This window comes from Novosphingobium sp. (assembly GCF_041905565.1).
Taxonomy (GTDB): Bacteria; Pseudomonadota; Alphaproteobacteria; order Sphingomonadales; family Sphingomonadaceae; genus Novosphingobium.
On record NZ_JAYRKX010000027.1, the window covers coordinates 16,233 to 33,070 of the forward strand.

At 68.6% G+C, this 16,838-nt stretch carries 17 protein-coding genes; 13 read left to right on the forward strand and 4 right to left on the reverse strand.

Annotation, left to right across the window (positions count from 1 at the left end):
* Nucleotides 1-2 precede the first annotated feature (2 nt).
* The 6 genes from sufC to ACE3N9_RS15920 are packed head-to-tail and all read left to right on the forward strand — an operon-like array spanning nt 3 to nt 3,845.
* A complete protein-coding gene (sufC, locus tag ACE3N9_RS15895) occupies nt 3-746 on the forward strand; it encodes a Fe-S cluster assembly ATPase SufC (protein ID WP_374285336.1) in 744 nt (247 codons plus the stop codon).
* Entirely contained in the window at nt 743-1,099 is a 357-nt protein-coding gene (locus ACE3N9_RS15900) for a hypothetical protein (protein WP_374285339.1), read from the forward strand. Before sufC ends, ACE3N9_RS15900 begins: the two co-directional genes overlap by 4 nt.
* A complete protein-coding gene (locus ACE3N9_RS15905; protein WP_374285342.1) occupies nt 1,089-1,826 on the forward strand; it encodes a SufD family Fe-S cluster assembly protein in 738 nt (245 codons plus the stop codon). Before ACE3N9_RS15900 ends, ACE3N9_RS15905 begins: the two co-directional genes overlap by 11 nt.
* Nucleotides 1,823-3,019, forward strand: coding sequence for an aminotransferase class V-fold PLP-dependent enzyme (locus ACE3N9_RS15910; protein WP_374285344.1), 1,197 nt, complete (start codon nt 1,823-1,825; stop codon nt 3,017-3,019). Before ACE3N9_RS15905 ends, ACE3N9_RS15910 begins: the two co-directional genes overlap by 4 nt.
* Nucleotides 3,016-3,489, forward strand: coding sequence for an SUF system Fe-S cluster assembly protein (locus ACE3N9_RS15915; RefSeq protein WP_374285346.1), 474 nt, complete (start codon nt 3,016-3,018; stop codon nt 3,487-3,489). Before ACE3N9_RS15910 ends, ACE3N9_RS15915 begins: the two co-directional genes overlap by 4 nt.
* Complete coding sequence (locus tag ACE3N9_RS15920) at nt 3,489-3,845, forward strand: HesB/IscA family protein (RefSeq protein ID WP_374285348.1); 357 nt, start codon at nt 3,489-3,491, stop codon at nt 3,843-3,845. The genes ACE3N9_RS15915 and ACE3N9_RS15920 overlap by 1 nt, the downstream gene beginning before the upstream one ends.
* Before the next feature lie 236 nt (nt 3,846-4,081).
* Here ACE3N9_RS15920 and ACE3N9_RS15925 read toward each other — a convergent pair whose 3' ends face one another.
* Both ACE3N9_RS15925 and ACE3N9_RS15930 read right to left on the reverse strand, forming a co-directional pair.
* Complete coding sequence (locus ACE3N9_RS15925; protein ID WP_374285350.1) at nt 4,082-5,041, reverse strand: hypothetical protein; 960 nt, start codon at nt 5,039-5,041, stop codon at nt 4,082-4,084.
* A 70-nt stretch (nt 5,042-5,111) separates the two neighbouring features.
* Nucleotides 5,112-5,537: a hypothetical protein gene (locus ACE3N9_RS15930; RefSeq protein ID WP_374285369.1), complete on the reverse strand. Its 426-nt coding sequence runs from the start codon at nt 5,535-5,537 to the stop codon at nt 5,112-5,114.
* A 109-nt stretch (nt 5,538-5,646) separates the two neighbouring features.
* Between ACE3N9_RS15930 and ACE3N9_RS15935 the strand changes: the two genes are divergently transcribed.
* The gene (locus ACE3N9_RS15935; RefSeq protein WP_374285352.1) at nt 5,647-6,642 is read left to right on the forward strand and encodes an adenosine kinase; all 996 of its coding nucleotides are present in this window, start codon (nt 5,647-5,649) and stop codon (nt 6,640-6,642) included.
* A 100-nt stretch (nt 6,643-6,742) separates the two neighbouring features.
* Here the strand turns inward: ACE3N9_RS15935 and purD are convergent, their stop codons facing one another.
* Complete coding sequence (gene purD, locus ACE3N9_RS15940; RefSeq protein ID WP_374285354.1) at nt 6,743-8,020, reverse strand: phosphoribosylamine--glycine ligase; 1,278 nt, start codon at nt 8,018-8,020, stop codon at nt 6,743-6,745.
* Between purD and xseA the strand changes: the two genes are divergently transcribed.
* The 4 genes from xseA (at nt 8,019) to ACE3N9_RS15960 (ending at nt 13,891) form a co-directional block, all read left to right on the forward strand.
* Nucleotides 8,019-9,494 carry an exodeoxyribonuclease VII large subunit gene (gene xseA / locus ACE3N9_RS15945; RefSeq protein ID WP_374285355.1) on the forward strand — a complete coding sequence of 492 codons (1,476 nt, stop codon included), beginning with the start codon at nt 8,019-8,021 and terminating at the stop codon, nt 9,492-9,494. The two genes, purD and xseA, sit on opposite strands and share 2 nt — an antisense overlap.
* Before the next feature lie 26 nt (nt 9,495-9,520).
* A complete protein-coding gene (locus tag ACE3N9_RS15950) occupies nt 9,521-9,724 on the forward strand; it encodes a DUF2093 domain-containing protein (protein WP_374285357.1) in 204 nt (67 codons plus the stop codon).
* Nucleotides 9,721-10,608 carry a M23 family metallopeptidase gene (locus ACE3N9_RS15955; protein ID WP_374285359.1) on the forward strand — a complete coding sequence of 296 codons (888 nt, stop codon included), beginning with the start codon at nt 9,721-9,723 and terminating at the stop codon, nt 10,606-10,608. Before ACE3N9_RS15950 ends, ACE3N9_RS15955 begins: the two co-directional genes overlap by 4 nt.
* Nucleotides 10,609-10,876: 268 nt before the next feature.
* The gene (locus ACE3N9_RS15960) at nt 10,877-13,891 is read left to right on the forward strand and encodes a TonB-dependent receptor domain-containing protein (protein WP_374285361.1); all 3,015 of its coding nucleotides are present in this window, start codon (nt 10,877-10,879) and stop codon (nt 13,889-13,891) included.
* A 110-nt stretch (nt 13,892-14,001) separates the two neighbouring features.
* Here the strand turns inward: ACE3N9_RS15960 and ACE3N9_RS15965 are convergent, their stop codons facing one another.
* Complete coding sequence (locus ACE3N9_RS15965; RefSeq protein ID WP_374285363.1) at nt 14,002-15,021, reverse strand: hypothetical protein; 1,020 nt, start codon at nt 15,019-15,021, stop codon at nt 14,002-14,004.
* Nucleotides 15,022-15,097: 76 nt separating this feature from the next.
* Between ACE3N9_RS15965 and ACE3N9_RS15970 the strand changes: the two genes are divergently transcribed.
* Nucleotides 15,098-16,285: an aspartyl/asparaginyl beta-hydroxylase domain-containing protein gene (locus ACE3N9_RS15970; RefSeq protein ID WP_374285364.1), complete on the forward strand. Its 1,188-nt coding sequence runs from the start codon at nt 15,098-15,100 to the stop codon at nt 16,283-16,285.
* Between the two features lie 103 nt (nt 16,286-16,388).
* Complete coding sequence (locus ACE3N9_RS15975; RefSeq protein ID WP_374285366.1) at nt 16,389-16,688, forward strand: hypothetical protein; 300 nt, start codon at nt 16,389-16,391, stop codon at nt 16,686-16,688.
* Nucleotides 16,689-16,838 lie beyond the last annotated feature (150 nt).

The window sequence follows — 16,838 nt, forward strand, 5'->3', positions numbered from 1 at the left end:
CCATGCTGACCATCGACAATCTCCAGGCGACTGTCGCCGACAAGCCGATCCTCAAGGGTCTTTCGCTCCAGATCAACGCGGGCGAAGTCCACGCGATCATGGGGCCGAACGGCGCGGGCAAATCGACCCTGGGCTATACCCTGGGCGGGCGTCCCGGTTACGCGGTGACCGGCGGTTCAGTCACGTTCCTGGGCCAGGACCTGCTGGCGCTGGAACCGCACGAGCGCGCCGCCGCCGGGCTGTTCCTCGGCTTCCAGTACCCGGTCGAGATTCCCGGCGTCAGTTTCGTCCAGTTCCTGCGCGAAAGCCTGAATGCCCAGCGCAAGAGCCGGGGCGAGGAGCCGCTGTCGGGCGGTGAATTCCTCAAGCTCGCGCGGGAAAAGGCCGCATTGCTCAAGCTCGATATGGACATGCTCAAGCGGCCGGTGAACGTCGGCTTTTCGGGCGGTGAAAAGAAGCGCGCGGAAATGGTCCAGATGGGGATCCTGAACCCGCGCCTCGCCGTGCTGGACGAGACCGACAGCGGGCTCGACATCGACGCGCTGCGGATCTGCGGCGAAGGAATCAATTCGGTGATGCGCGCGCCCGACAAGGCCGTGCTGCTGATCACCCATTACCAGCGCCTGCTCGACTACGTGAAGCCGGACTTCGTCCACGTCCTTGCGGGCGGGCGGATCGTCCGCACCGGCGGGCCGGAACTGGCGCTCGAACTGGAGGAACGCGGCTACGAGGCGGTGGCGGCGTGATCCCGCTGTTCGCCCTGGTGCTGAGCGTCGTCTCGCCCGATCCCGAGCCGCTGCGCGCGGCGGTGGAAGGGTGCGAGCGGGCTTCGCTGTCCGAATTGACCCGCGCCGAACCGCGCCGCCGGGCCGAATGGGCCGGGGCGGTCTATGCCGAACAGCGCGCGATTGCCGCCGCGCGCGCCGGGCTGGTGCCGCTCGACCCGGCGCAGGCCCCGGTGCGCGCCGCGCTCGACCAGCGCCAGCAGCAGCTCGACGATGCCCGCGCGGTCGAACGCGCCTGGCGTGACTATTATGACGAATACCGGGCCGATTTCCTCGCCTCGTGCTCTGGCCGGAGGCGCGACGATGGCAAGTGACCTGCTGCTGCCGACCCGCAAGGACGAGGCGTTCCGCTATGCCGATCTGGCTGCGCTCGCCCCGCTGTGGCCGGTCGCGGAAGAACGCATCGTGCTGGCCGCTGGCGAAAGCCGCGCGCTGACCCTGACCAACACCGGCGCGGACGCTGCCGCGCGCGACCTGGCGGTGGAACTGGGCGCGGGCGCCAGCTTCACGCTCCACGTGCTCAACGCGCCGGGCGCCTATGGCCGGATCGCGGTGCGCGCCGTGCTGGGGCAGGGGGCGCAGTTCACGCTTGGCGCGGCGCAGCTCGCAGGCGGGGAGCAGACCGTCGAACTGGTCACCGAAGTGACCCATGCCGCGCCCGATGCGGTCAGCCGCCAGGTGGTGCGTTCGGTCGCGGCGGGGCAGGCCACGGCCAACTACCTCGGCAAGGTGCTGGTTCAGCCCGGCGCGGACGGGACGGACGGCGAACAGTCGGTCCGGGCCATGCTGCTTGACCGCACGGCCACGGCCAATGCCCGCCCGGAACTGGAAATCCACGCCGACGACGTGAAATGCGCCCACGGCTGCGCAGTGGGTGAACTCGATGCGGGCGGGTTGTTCTACCTCGCCTCGCGCGGGTTGCCGCCGACCGATGCCAAGCGGCTGATGCTCCAGGCCTTCATTGCCGAAGCCTTCACCGGCGCGGCGGACGAGGAAGCCTTGCAAGAAGCCGCGCTGGCCGCGCTGGAGGCGCTGCTGTGACGTTGACCGCGCGCCTGCGCAGCGATTTTCCGGGGCTGGCCGAAGGCTGGCATTACCTCGACACGGCGGCTACCGCGCAAAAGCCGCAGGCGGTGATCGACGCGGCCAGCCGCGCGATGGGGGTGGATTACGCCACCGTCCACCGCGGGGTCTATGCCCGCTCGGCGCAGATGACCCTGGCGTTCGAAGCTGCACGGCGCAAGGTCGCGGCGTTCATCGGCGGGCAGGAAGACGAAGTGGTCTTCACCCGCGGCGCGACCGAGGCGATCAACCTCGTCGCCCAGACCTGGGGCCAGGCGAACCTTGGCACGGGGGACCGGATTCTGCTGTCCACGCTGGAACACCATTCCAACATCGTGCCGTGGCAACTGCTGGCGCAGCGCACCGGCGCGGTGATCGACGTCTGCCCGCTGACTGCGGACGGCCGGATCGACCTTGACGCGGCGGCAGCCATGCTGACCCCCGCGCACAAGCTGGTTGCCCTGGCCCACGTGTCCAACGTGCTCGGCTCGGTACTCGATGCGCCGCGCGCGGTGGCGCTGGCGCACGGCGTTGGGGCGAAGATCCTGCTCGACGGGTGCCAGGCCGTGCCGCGCATCACGGTCGATGTCGCGGCGCTCGGCTGCGATTTCTATGCCTTTTCCGCGCACAAGCTCTACGGCCCGACCGGGATCGGCGCGCTGTGGGGGCGCAAGGAGCTGCTCGATGCCATGCCGCCGTGGCAGGGCGGCGGGGCGATGATCGACCGGGTCAGCTTTGCCGGCACCACCTATGCCCCCGCGCCGCAGCGGTTCGAGGCCGGGACCCCCGCGATCGTCGAGGCGGTCGCGCTTGGCGCGGCGGTGGATTACGTCTCGGCCATCGGCCTGCCCGCGATCCACGCGCACGAAGCCGCGCTGGTCAGCGCGCTGCGCGGCGAATTGCAGCGGATGAACGACATCACCCTGTTCGGCCCGGAAGACAGCGCGGGAATCGTCTCCTTCGCCATGCAGGGGGTGCATCCGCACGACCTCGGCACCATATTGGACGAAGAAGGCGTCGCGATCCGCGCCGGGCACCACTGCGCCCAGCCCTTGATGGACCACCTGGGCGTGCCGGCCACGGCCCGCGCCAGCTTTGGCCTGTACAGCGACGAAACCGACATTGCCGCGCTGCTGCGCGGAATCGAACGCACCAGGAGGATATTCGGGTGAACGAAGAGCCCAAATTCACCGTGGAACAGGTGGACGCCGTAGCCCCGCCGCCGCGCGCCCGCGTGGACGATGCCGAAGCCCCGGCCGACAAGCTCGAGCGCAAGCGCGACTACCTCGAAGGGTTCCTGAAAGAGCAGCCCGCGGGGCTGGCCGGGCACGAGCCGGGCGGCGACCTCTACGAAGGCGTGATCACCGCGCTGAAGGACATCTTCGACCCGGAAATTCCGGTCAACATCTATGACCTGGGGCTGATCTACGGGGTGGAAATCACCCCCGATGGCGGCGCCACCGTGACCATGACGCTGACCACCCCGCACTGCCCCGTGGCCGAATCGATGCCAGGCGAGGTTGAGCTGCGCGTCGGCGCGGTGCCGGGCATCCGCGACTGCGAGGTCAACCTGGTGTGGGATCCCCCCTGGGACCCCGCCAAGATGAGCGACGAGGCCCGGCTCGAACTGGGGATGCTGTGATGACTGCCGCGACCACCCGCCAGCGTCCCGCCGCCGTGATCCTGACCCCGTCGGCCGAAGCGCGGATCGCGAAACTGATGGCCGATGCGCCGGACGGGGCCATCGGGGTCAAGCTGTCCACCCCGCGCCGGGGCTGTTCGGGGCTGGCCTATTCGGTCGACTACGTGACCGAAGCCAATGCGCTCGACGAACGGATCGAGACGCCGGGCGGGCTGTTCTTCATCGACGGCGCATCGGTGCTCTACCTGATCGGCAGCACGATGGACTGGCAGGAAGACGATTTTACCGCCGGCTTCGTGTTCCAGAATCCGAATGCCAAGGGTTCGTGCGGCTGCGGCGAGAGCTTCACGGTCTAGGTCCGGCGCGATCCGCTGAGCGGCGCGCCGTTCATGCACATCACGCTCCGCCTTTCCCCGTCGCCCCGGGCTTGACCCGGGGCTAGGCTTTTCTCTTGCGACCTCTCGGAAAACCGTGGGGATCGCAAAGGCAGCCTGGCCCCGGATCAAGTCCGGGGCGACGTTGAGAATTGTGGGATCGTCGACGTTTTCAGCATAGCGGCATTTATGTCACGACACCCGAAAACCCGCGCAGCCTAAACCTTCAATTCCTCGCCGGTGTCCTCGGCGATGAAAGCCAGCAGCGCCTTTTCCAGCGGGTCGAGTTCCTCGTCCGCGTCGAGATGGTCGCGCAGCCACAGTTCCTCGGCCGGGTCGAGGTGGGCGAGTTCCTCGGTGTCCTCCCCCATGTCGGCGGCGTGCGGGGTGAGCGAGAGCAGGCTGCCGAAGCCGCGCTCGGCCTCGGCATCGACGTCGCTGCCCAGCATGCGGCGCAGGAACGATCCGATCCCGGCGCCGGGCGCGTTCATGAACTGCTCCAGCTCGGCCGCGCGGTCGCGGTTCAGCGGCTCGTGCCCGCCAAAGCCCAGCAGGTAATTGGCGACGCCTTGAACGAACAGGCGCTCCCATTCGGGGGCGTTCACGTCATAGAGGGTGGCGTCCTTGATCCGGAACAGCATTTCCGCCTCGGCGCGGCTGACGCTGATCGGGCGGTCACCCCCGGCGGCAAAGATCAGGCGGCGCAGCAGCGCGCATTCGGCGGCGTTGATCCCCTGCGGGTCCAGCGCGCCGCGCCGGGTCGGGCCTTCGCCGTGCAGCACGGCCTGCTCGATCTGGCTCAAGGCATAGGCTTTCAGGCTGGCGGGGGTGTGCAGCGCGGTTTCCAGCACTTTCACCAGCAGTTCCAGTTCGGCCATGCTCTCGACCCGGCCGTCGCGGTCGATCCGGGCGACCAGTTCCTCGCCCATCGCATCGTCGACATAGCCCTTGGGATCGACCGTGTTGACGATGAACTGGGTCAGCGCCTCGACGAAGAAGTCGGTCCATTCCGGGCTCGGCTCGCGCAGCGCCTCGTTGGCGAGGAACAGCGATTCGGCCTCTTCCGGGTCCATCCGCCCATCGGCCCAGCCCGCGCCGCGCAGCGCCAGCACTTCGCTGGCCGCGATCACGCCATCGGCGGCGGCCTGCGCCGCCAGTTCGCTGAAATGCATGCTCATGCGCGGTGCGTTCCCTTGCCCTTCGATTGCGGCAAGGCTTGTCGCAAAATATCCCTAACGGGCCGTTACCCTAGCGCTTGCGCAGTGCGCCGACGCAGGCCGCGCGGTCCACGTCCTGGCCGTCGCTGGCGCGGCGGGCATCGACATGGGTGGCCACCGGCTCGCGCCCGGACCCTTGCGGATAGAGATAGATGTCCAGCACGCAGGCCGGGCCGGCGAACTGCAACTTGCGGGCATCGCCTTCGGCCAGGTCCAGCCGCGCCGGGCCGAACTGGCGCAGCAGGTCCGCTCCGCTGGCGCCGATCACGCCTTCCAGTCCCGGGGCGACCTGCAGGCGCGGCGGCGGCGGGGTGACGCGCACCGGCGCGCGCACCGGGGCCTTGCCGGGCCGGGGCGGGGGCGGGGCGGGAATGCCCTTGGCGCCGCTTCCGCCGCCACAGGCGGACAGCAGCGGCAAGAGCAGGGCGGGAAGCAGGAGCTTGCGGTGCATTGCCATCCGCATTGCCCGCCTGCCGCGCGCTGTCAACGCCTGCGCCCTTGCCCAATGGCCCGCCTGCGGCTAGGCCCCGCGCGTTTTGCGACAAAGCGTTAGGAACCTGCCGATCATGCCCCAGCCCACCACCGACGTTATCGCGATCGGCAATGCCATCGTCGATGTGATGGCCCCGTGCCAGGACGTGCTGATCGAACGGCTGGGCCTGCTCAAGGGCGGGATGACCCTGATCGACACCGCGCGCGCGCATGAATTGTACGAGGCGATGGGCCCCGCGCGCGAGATTTCGGGCGGTTCGGCGGCCAACACCCTGGCCGGGCTGGCCGCGCTCGGCGCGAAGTGCGCTTTCATCGGCCAGGTTGCGGATGACCAGCTGGGCGAAGTCTTCGCCCACGATATCCGCGCCGGCGGGATTGCCTTCGATACGGCCGCGCGCGCGGGCGATCCGCCGACGGCGCGGTGCCTGATCTTCGTCACCCCCGACGGGCAGCGCACGATGAACACTTTCCTGGGTGCCTCGCAGTTCCTGCCGCCCGCCGCGCTCGATGAAGCGGCGATTGCGGACGCGAAGATCCTCTACCTCGAAGGTTACCTGTGGGACCCCGAGGAACCCCGCGCGGCGATGCGCCGGGCCATCGCGGCGGCCAAGAATGCGGGCCGCAAGGTTGCCTTCACCCTGTCCGACGCCTTCGTGATCGAACGCCACGGCGCAGATTTCCGCGCGATGATCGAAACCGGCGAAATCGACATCCTGTTCGCCAACCACGTCGAGCTGGAAGCGCTGACCGGGCATGGCGATTTCGACGCTGGCCTCGCCGAACTCGCCCCCAAGGTCCCGCTGCTGGTGGTGACACGCGGCGCCGATGGCGCTGTCGCGGTCCACGAAGGGCAGCGCTTCGAGGTCAAGGCCGAGCCGATCGAGCGGGTGGTCGACACCACCGGCGCGGGCGACCTGTTCGCCGCCGGGTTTCTCTATGGCCACGTCCGCGACCTGGCCATCGACCAGTGCCTGACCATCGGCGCCGTCGCCGCCGCCGAGATCATCTCGCACTACGGCGCCCGCCCCGAAGCGGACCTCAAGGCGCTGATCAAGGCGCGGCTGGGTTAATTCAATCCATCGTCATTGCGAGCGCAGCGCAGCAATCCAGAGTCACTCGAACCGACTCTGGATTGCTGCGCTGCGCTCGCAATGACGAAGTTTGGCTGGGTTACCCCCGCTCCCGCGCCACTTCGCGCCAGCCGATGTCGCGGCGGCAGAACAGGTCGGGGGCTTCGACCAGATCGACCGCGGCATAGGCCCTGGCCTGCGCTTCGGTCACGCTGGCGCCGCGCGCGGTGACGTTGAGGACGCGGCCGCCATTGGCGACCAGCTGGCCGTCGGTCAGCGCGGTGCCGGCGTGGAACACCTTGGCGCCGCCGGCTTCGGCCGCGTCGATCCCGGCGATGGTTCCGCCCTTCTTCGGCTCGCCGGGATAGCCTTCGGCGGCCATGACCACGGTCAGCGCGGTGTCGGGGGACAGGCGCGGGGGCTGGCGGGTGGCAAGCTTGCCTTCGGCGCAGGCCAGCAGCAGTTCGCCCAGGTCATCCTCCAGCCGCAGCATCAGCACCTGGCATTCGGGATCGCCGAAGCGGGCGTTGTATTCGATCAGCTGGACGCCCTTTTTGGTCAGCATCAGCCCGGCATAGAGCACGCCGGAATAGGGCATGCCTTCATCCGCCATGGCCTTGACCGTGGGAACGACGATCCGTTCCAGCGCCTCGCCTTCGAGCAGCGGGGTCAGCACCGGGGCGGGGCTGTAGGCGCCCATCCCGCCGGTGTTGGGGCCGGTATCGCCATCGCCGACGCGCTTGTGATCCTGCGCGGAGCCGAACGGAACCACGGTGTGCCCGTCGGTCAGGGCAAAGAAGCTGGCTTCCTCGCCATCCAGGAATTCCTCGATCACGGCTTCGGCCCCGGCTGCGCCGAACCGGCCCGAAAAGATTTCGCGCACGGCTTCCTCGGCTTCGGCCATGGTCATGGCCACGGTCACGCCCTTACCGGCGGCCAGGCCATCGGCCTTGACCACCACCGGCGCGCCGAACCGGGCGAGTGCGGCGAGGCCCTCGGCCTCATTCGTCACGCGGGCGAAATCGCCGGTCGGGATGTTGTGGCGGGCGCACAGTTCCTTGGTGAAGGCCTTGCTGCCTTCCAGCTGCGCCGCCGCCTTGCTCGGCCCGAACACCGGCACGCCCACGGCGCGCAGGGAATCGGCCAGGCCATCGACCAGCGGCGCTTCGGGGCCGATCACCACCAGGCCGATGGCTTGCGCTTCGCAAAAGGCGATGACCGCGCCGTGGTCGGCCGCGTCCAGCTTGATCAGTTCGGCATGATCCGCGATGCCGGGATTGCCCGGGCTTGCGAACAGCTTGTCGCACAGCCGGGATTGCGCCAGCTTCCATGCCAGCGCATGTTCGCGCCCGCCCGATCCCAGCAGCAGGATGTTCATGCCCGGTCCCTCTTACTACGATGATGACGACAGTTCAGCCGGGCTGGTAGCGAAGCAAAGCGCCGGGGACAACGCTGGTGCCTTGTCCGTCAGCGAGATTTCCGCCGCGCTGAAGCGCACGGTGGAGGATCGCTTCGGCTTCGTGCGGGTGCGGGGCGAGCTTTCGGGGGTCAAGCGCGCGGCCTCGGGCCATGTCTACCTCGCGCTCAAGGACGAGAATGCCCGGCTCGACGGGGTGATGTGGCGCGGCAATGCCCAGCGGCTGGGGTTCCAGCTGGAAGACGGGCTGGAAGTGATCGCCACCGGCAAGCTGACCACTTATCCCGGCCGCTCGAACTACCAGATCGTGATCGACCGGATGGAGATCGCGGGCGAAGGCGCGCTGCTCGCGCTGCTGGCGAAAACCAAGGCCCGGCTCGAAGCCGAAGGGCTGTTCGCAGCGGAACGCAAGCGCGCGCTGCCGTTCCTGCCGCGCGTGATCGGCGTGGTCACCTCGCCCACCGGGGCGGTGATCCGCGACATCCTCCACCGCCTGGCCGACCGCATGCCCAGCCGGGTGCTGGTCTGGCCGGTGCTGGTCCAGGGCCAGGGCGCGGCGCAGCAGGTGGCGGCGGCGGTGCGCGGCTTTTCCGCGCTGCCCCCCGGCGGGCCGGTGCCCCGCCCCGACCTGGTGATCGTCGCGCGCGGCGGCGGCTCGATCGAGGATCTGTGGGCCTTCAACGAGGAGATCGTGGTCCGCGCCGTGGCCGATTGCTCGATCCCCGTGATCAGCGCCGTGGGCCACGAAACCGATACCACGCTGGTCGATTTCGCCGCAGATCGCCGCGCCCCCACGCCCACTGCCGCCGCCGAAATGGCCGTGCCGGTGCGCGAGGAACTGAACGGCCAGCTGGCCGAACTGGGCCTGCGTCAGCGCCGCGCGGCGGTGCGCCCGCTGCAACTTGGGCGCGAGCGGCTGGCCGTCCGGGCTGACCGGCTGCCCCGCGCCGAAGCGCTGCTCAGCCCCTATGCCCAGGCGCTCGACGAGGCGTCGGAACGGCTGCGCCGCGCGCTCAAGGACCGTACGGTCAGCGCCCGCCAGGCCTTGCAGGCGGACGCCGCGCGGCTCTCCGCGCCCCTGCTCGCCGCCCGGCTGGAGCGCGCGCGCGACCGGCTGGCGGCGGCGCGGCTGGCCCCGGCGCTGGTCACCCGGCGGATCGACACCGCGCGCGGCCAGCTTGCCGCGCTGGCGCGGATCGCCCAGTCGCTCAACCCCGACAATGTGCTGGAACGCGGCTATGTGCGGGTCACCGCGTCCGATGGCCGGACCCTGACCAGCCGCGCGGCGGCGGCGGGCGAAGCCGCGCTGGCGCTGCATTTCCGCGATGGCGTGCTGGAGGCGGTGCCCGCTGGCGGCGATGCGCCGGTCCGCGGCGCGCCCCGGCCGAAACCCGCCCCGCGCCCCGCCCCGCCCGAGCAGGGCAAATTGCTCTGAGCCGGTCAATCGGCTAGGAAGGGGCCATGTTGATGAAGTCTCCCGATCGAACCGCCACCCTGTTCTACCAGGCCAACGGCTTTCGCGTGCTGACCCCGGGCAGCCACGTGATCTGTGCGGTCACCGCCGCCGCGATCCCGCTTGACCTGCTGCGCTACTGGAGCGCCGAACACCAGGAAGCCTACGCCAGCGCCGAAGCGGCGACCCGCCGGCTCGCCGGGCGGGAATGATCCGCCCCCGCTGGCTGGCTGCGGCGGGGCTGGTGCTGGCCCTGGGCGCGGCCTTTGGCGCTGACCTGGGCGGGATGCGCGCCCGCGCCGCCGATGCGCTGGGCCTGTCGCACCAGCTCGATTTCGCGCTGACCGGGCAGCTTACCCAGGGCGGCTATGCGCTGGGCCAGGCCCCGCGCGGAGTGCGCGCGCTCAGCTTTGGCGGCAAGCCGGTGCCGCTGGCCGCCGATGGCCGGTTCCTGATCGCGTTTGACCGCGATGCCGCTCCGCAGGCGCAATTGCTGGCCGAACTGACCGGGGGTGACCGCGTGGCAGTGCCGATCGCGGTCGGCAAGCGCGCCTGGCAGCTCGAATATATCCCGCTCGGCCCGCGCCCCGGTACCCCGCCGAGCGAGGAATATGCCCGGCTGCGGGCGGGCGAGCTGGCGCGTATCAACGCCGCGCGCAGCGTCGATCACGCGGTCGATGGCTGGCGGCAGAAGTTCATCTGGCCGGTCCACGGCCGCATTTCGGGCCGGTTCGGCTCGCAGCGGATCTACAACGGCACGCCCGGGTCGTACCATTCGGGGATGGACGTGGCGACCGGCACCAGCGGCACGCCGTTTGTTGCCCCGGCGGACGGGGTGGTGATCCTGGCGGCGGACAGCCCGTTCAGCCTGGAAGGTCGGCTGCTGATGATCGATCACGGCATGGGGCTGAACAGCGCCTTCCTGCACTGCTCGAAGCTGGCGGTGAAAGTGGGCGATGTGGTGCGCCAGGGGCAGTACATCGGCAACATCGGCATGACCGGGCGGGCCACCGGGCCGCACTTGCACTGGTCGGTCAAGTGGCGTGATTCCCGGCTTGATCCGTCGTTGCTGACCGGGCCGATGCCCGCCGGCTGATGGCGGCGCCCGGACCGACAGGCTTGTAAATTGCGCAATTATCCTGCGTGACGAAAAAATATTGCGCGCGTGTCACAGGTCTGTGGCACGCATGCAACAGCCGCCAGCGGAATGCGGCTTCCCCTTGAAAATCCTTTGATCCCACCCGGTTCATTCGTCATTCACGCGCCATCTATCCGCAATTCTGGCGGCGGCTATGCCCTGTCTGGACTGCGGATGATCAGGAATCCGCGCGGCCCGTTCGCCGGATCTACAGAGGGACTGACCTGTGAAAACCACCAAGAAATCGCTCCTTTCGAGCGCGACCTACATGGTCGCTGGCAGCGCCATGGCGCTGCTCTCGTCGGCTGCTGCCTATGCGCAGGAAGCCGCGGATGACGCCGCTCCGGAAGACCAGACCATCGTCGTCACCGGCTCGCTGATCCGCAACCCGAACCTGACCGCTTCGGCTCCGGTTGCCACCATCGGCAGCCAGGAACTCGAACTGCGCCAGACGAACGTCGCGGAAGAAGTGCTGCGCACCCTGCCCGGCGCCGTCCCCTCGATCGGTTCGAACGTCAACAACGGCAACGGCGGTTCCTCGTACGTCGACCTTCGTGGTCTGGGCTCGAACCGCAACATCGTCCTGCTCGACGGTGACCGGATCGTCCCGGCCGACCTGACCGGCCGCGTCGACCTCAACAACATCCCGCTCGCCCTGGTGCAGCGCACCGACGTGCTGACCGGCGGCGCGAGCTCGACCTACGGCGCCGACGCGATCTCGGGCGTGGTGAACTTCATCACCAAGCGCGACTTCGCCGGCATGGTTGCCACCGCTTCGGAACAGATCACCCAGCGCGGTGACGGCAACACCTTCCGTGGCGACGTGACGATCGGTGCGAACTTCGACGACGGCCGCGGCAACGCTGTGCTGTCGCTGGGCTACCAGAAGTCGGATCCGGTGTACTTCGGCGGTGACCGTCCGTGGTCGGAAGTGACCCTTGAATCGTACGACGAATTCTTCGTCGCCGGCCAGGGTTCGTCGACCACCAACCCGGCTCGCTTCGACATCGCCGGCGGCAACCTCCAGGTTTCGCGCGATGGCCAGACCCTGCAGCCGTACTACGCTGCGTTCAACTTCAACCCGTACAACGTGTTCCAGGTGCCGTTCAAGCGCTTCAACATGTTCGGCCAGGCGCACTACGAAGTCGCCGACGGGATCGAAGTCTATGCCCGCGGCATGTACTCGAACAACACCGTCGACACCATCATCGCTCCGTCGGGCATCTTCGCCTCGGCCGTGTCGGTGCCGGTTTCGAACCCGTTCCTGACCGCCGCGCAGCGCTCCACGCTGTGCGCCCGCGCCGCGACCAACGCCGCGCTGGGTGGTGGCACCACCATGACCGCCGCGCAGTGCGCCGCGGCCGCCACGGCGACCAGCGCCACCGATCCGAACTTCCGCACCTTCAACTTCGGTCTGCGCTGGCGCGCGGTTGAAGTCGGTCCGCGCAACTCGGACTACAACAGCCAGGTGTTCGACATGCGCGCGGGTATCCGCGGCAACATCACCGACAACATCCAGTTCGACGTTGCCGGTGCGCATGGCGAATCGAAGAAGCTGCAGACCATCCGCAACTACGTGCTGCTTTCGCGCGTGCGTCAGGCGCTGATGGCCACCAACAGCACCACCTGCCTCACCAACACCAATGGCTGCGTCCCGCTGAACATCTTCCAGCCGGGTTCGGTCAACGCCGCGATGGTCGATTTCGTCAACGACAACTCGACCTCGGCCGTCAACACCAAGCTTGACCAGGTCAAGGGCGTGATCAGCGGTGACATGGGCTTCGCTTCGCCCTGGGCGTCGGATGGCATCAACTTCGCCGTTGGTACCGAATACCGTCGCTACCAGGCCGAACAGGCTTCGGACCTGCTGGCCAAGACCCCGGGTGAACTGGGCGGCGCCGGCGGCGCGGCTCCGGACATCAACGGCGGCTACGAAGTCTACGAAGGCTTCGGCGAACTGATCGTGCCGCTGGCCCAGGACAAGCCGCTGATGCAGCAGCTTGAACTGTCGGCTGGTATCCGTCAGTCGCACTACAAGATCGCCGCTGCCGGCAGCCCGACCTACGATGCCACCACCTGGAAGGTGGCGGGCGTCTGGGCCCCGACCTCGGACATCAAGATCCGCGGCAACTACCAGCGTGCGGTCCGCGCCCCGAACATCGGCGAACTGTTCTCGCCCGTGTCGACCGGCCTGACCAACCTGGGCACCGATCCGTGCGCTGGCGCGGCTCCGGTGACCAATGCCAACCTGCGCGCGGTCTGCCTTGCGCAGGGCGCTCCGGTTGCCACGATCGGCTCGATCAACAACCCGACCGCTGGCCAGGCCAACATCACCTCGGGCGGCAACACCGCCGTTGGTCCGGAAACCGCCACCACGTGGACGGTCGGCGCCGTGTTCACCCCGGCGTTCCTGCCGGGCTTCTCGGCCTCGGTTGACTACTACAACATCAAGGTGAAGGACGCGATCACCACCCCGACCCCGTCGGACCTGATCGGTGCGTGCTTCAACGGACTGTCGGCTTCGAGCGCGACCAACTCGGCCTGTACCGCGATCCGTCGTAACCCGATCACCGGTGCGCTCGACGGCGACCCGGGCACCACGGGCGGCCTGTTCGGCGTTCTCTCGAACCTCGGCAAGCTGTCGACCAGCGGTGTTGACCTGAACATGAACTACACCACTGACCTCGGCACCCTGCTGGGTCAGGAAGCGCGCCTGTCGCTGTCCTTCCAGGGCAACTACACCGCGCACTCGAAGTTCCAGGCGACCCCGACTTCGCTCGATCGCGAATGCGTCAACCAGTACTCGGTCAACTGCGCTTCGATCCAGCCGAAGTACTCGTTCAACCAGCGCACCACCCTCGGCCTCGGCCCGGTGGACATCTCGCTGCTGTGGCGCTGGATGAACAAGGTGCGTCTGGAAGATCAGCAGATGGCTGACGACCTGGCCGGTTGCGGTAACGTCACCGATCAGCAGGACGCGGTTGGCGCGGGCGGCAATGGCTGCCTCATCGACACCCGCTTCCGGTCGATCAAGGCCTTCAGCTGGTTCGACCTGACCACCCGCTTCGACGTCACCAAGAACTTCGACGTCACGATGTCGGTGTTCAACCTGTTCGACAAGAAGCCCCCGATCGTCGGTGGCACCGTCGGCAGCACCTCGCAGAACGGTGGTAACACCTATCCGTCGAGCTACGACGCGCTGGGCCGCCGCTTCGCGGTCAGCGCCCGCGTGAAGTTCTAGTCGGAACTTCCGGAAACGGACGCCGGGGGGCGGGCAGCAATGCCCGCCCCCTTTCGTTTGGGCCGATGAAATGTGACGGACCGGGCCGCGCCGTGCTGCGCAGCGCGCGGTCAGCCGATCAGGGGATGGGGCAGGTCCAGCGGTAGGCCGGCACTGCGGGCCACTTCGCCGGCCCAGGCGACCACCTTGCCGATCTCGTCGCCGTGGGCGGCGCGCGCCTCGGCATATTCGGCCTGGCGCCGGGCGGCATCAAAGGCCGCGCCTGATTTGGAATGCTGGGTAAAGGCGGCGCTGGCCGCCATGTCAGCCAGGTCCGCGTCGCTGGCCCGCAGGCCGTAGAACCGGCTGGCTGCCGCCAGCACCTCGGCGGGCCGGGCGGTCAGCGTTTCGGAATCGAGCGTCCGGATCCGCGCCGGACCCAGCTTGCCCGCAAGCTTGTGAAACAGCGCGTGCTGCGCCAGCCAGCCGACCGCGGCGACCTGCAGGTCGCTTTGCCGGAAATGGTCCTGCAGGGTAAAGCCCAGGTCGACCGCCTGGTCGGTCAGCAGTCCCTCCAGCAGCTCGCGCACCCACAGCCGGCACCACAGCCCCTTGCGCACCACCGAAATCAGGAACATTTCGAGCGGCGCGTAAAGCAGCACCGCGTTGCTATCCGCGCGCAGCGCCAGCAGCAGTTCGGCCAGGGGGTTGAGCACGTTGGACGGCTTGACCACCACCATCTCGTCCGGGGCGAACGGCCGGGCCAGCAGCCGCGTGGCGGTATCCGCCAGCCGCGCCACCGCCGCCGGGGGCGCCCCGCGCCGGCGAAAGCCAACCACGTCGTTGAGCAGCACCGGCTCGGACAGGCCCATCGCCACGCCGGGGCGGTCCAGCGCGGAAAGCAGCATGGTCGATCCGCAGAACGCCGAATGGAACAGGAAGCCCATACGCCGGGGCGGGGTGCATTGCAGGCAATCGGCCACGGCCAGATCCTGCGCGGGGCGGCCTGCGCCAAGGTATTCGTCGGTCAGGAACGGCATGCGGCGATGATCGGCGCGCGGCACGTGAAGAAAGCGGATGCGGTCCTGCCCTTCGACATGGCGGTGCGCCAGCCATTGCGCGTCAGCAAGCGTGAAGGGGGAGGCGGTCATCGCCGCAGCCTAGAGCCGGGCGGGGGGCACGGCAACACCACTTGCCGCGCTCCTTCGCGCGGCATAGGATCGCGGCATGGGGGACACGACTGAACAGCAGCGCCGCGAGCGCGCGCGCAGCGCCAACGCGCAGGGCATGGCGGCTTTGCGCGGCGGGGACCATGCCGGTGCCATCGCCGCCTTCCGCGAAGCGATTGCCGCCGATCCCGGTGCCGGGGCGCTGGTCCGCAACCTGGCCCACGCGCTGCGCACGGCGGGCGACGATGCCGGGGAACTGGCCGCGCTGGAACGCGCGCTTGACCTTGATCGCACCGATTTCGTCGCGCAGCTGCGCAAGGCCCAGAACCTGGAACGCACCGGCCAGGAGGCCGACGCCCTGGCGGCGTGGAGCGGCGCGCTGCAACTGGCCGAGGGGATCGAACAGCCCGCGTCCGGGCTGGAGCAGGAACTGGCCGCCGGCCGCGCCTTCATGGCCGCGATGCAGCAGCGGCTCGGCGCCCATGCCGACCGTGCCTATGCCGAACTCGAAAGCGCGCTGGACGAAACCGAACGCCGCCGGGTGAAAGCCTTCTACGACCATTCGCTGGGCCGCCGCCGGGTCTATTTCAACCAGTGCGCCGGGCTGTACTATCCGTTCCTGCCGGCTGACGAGTACTTCGACCGGCGCCATTTCCCCTGGCTGGACGAACTGGAAGCGGCGACCGGCGACATCCGCGCCGAACTGCACGGCCTGCTGGCCGAGGGCAATCCGGCGATCATTCCCTATGTCCGGCTGGACGAAGGGACGCCCGAGAACAAGTGGTCGCCGCTCAGCCACAATTACGACTGGAGCGCCTGCTTCCTTTACGAATACGGTGTGCCCAACCAGCCGGTGCTGGATCGCTGCCCGAAAACCGCCGCGCTGCTGGCGCGGCTGCCGCTGGCGCAGATCCCCGGCAAGGCGCCCAACGCGTTCTTCTCGATGTTGAAGCCGCATAGCGCGATCCCGCCCCACACCGGGGTGACGAACACCCGCGCGATCATCCATCTCGCGCTCGACGTTCCGCCCGGCTGCGGCTTTCGCGTCGGCGGCGAAACCCGCGAATGGGCGGAAGGCAAGGCCTTTGCCTTCGACGATTCGATCGATCACGAAGCCTGGAACACCAGCGACCAGCGCCGCCACATCCTGATCGTGGATACCTGGAACCCGCACCTTACGCCGGGCGAACAGCAGGCGATCGTGCAGTATTTCGCGGCCACCGAACCAGCACCCGCCCGCCGCTGATCGCCGCCGCCGGATCGACGAACGACAGGCCGCAGCGCTTGCCGAGTGCTGGCTGGCGGGCTAGTTTTCGCGCCATTCAGCAATTTACGGATGGAACGCCACCATGTCCCTGTTCTCCCTGATCCTGGCTGCAGCCGCGGGCGCGGCGCCGCTTCCCGCGATCCCTGCACCCGATCCCAGCCACATGTCGCTCAAGGAAATCCGCGCCCACAACAAGGTGGTCGGCAAGGATCACCCCTATTTCATCCGCTGCCGCCGCGACGTGGAAATCGGCAGCGTGGCCAAGGCGCACACCGTGTGCCGCACCCTGCGCGACTGGTCCCGCGCCGATGACGACGGCAACCGCGCCGCGCGCGACACCGTGCGCTTCATGAACGAGACGGCCGGCAACATCGGGAACTGAGGGGGAGGAGAGTTTTCTCCGGCTCACGCCGGTGCGGCAGAGTCCTTGCCCGGTGCGCTGATCGCCTCCGCGATCAGCTTGGCCTGGCCGGCCCACTCCCCCGGCCCAACCACCCGTTCAAGGTACCCTGTGGGTGGTTGGGCCGGGGGA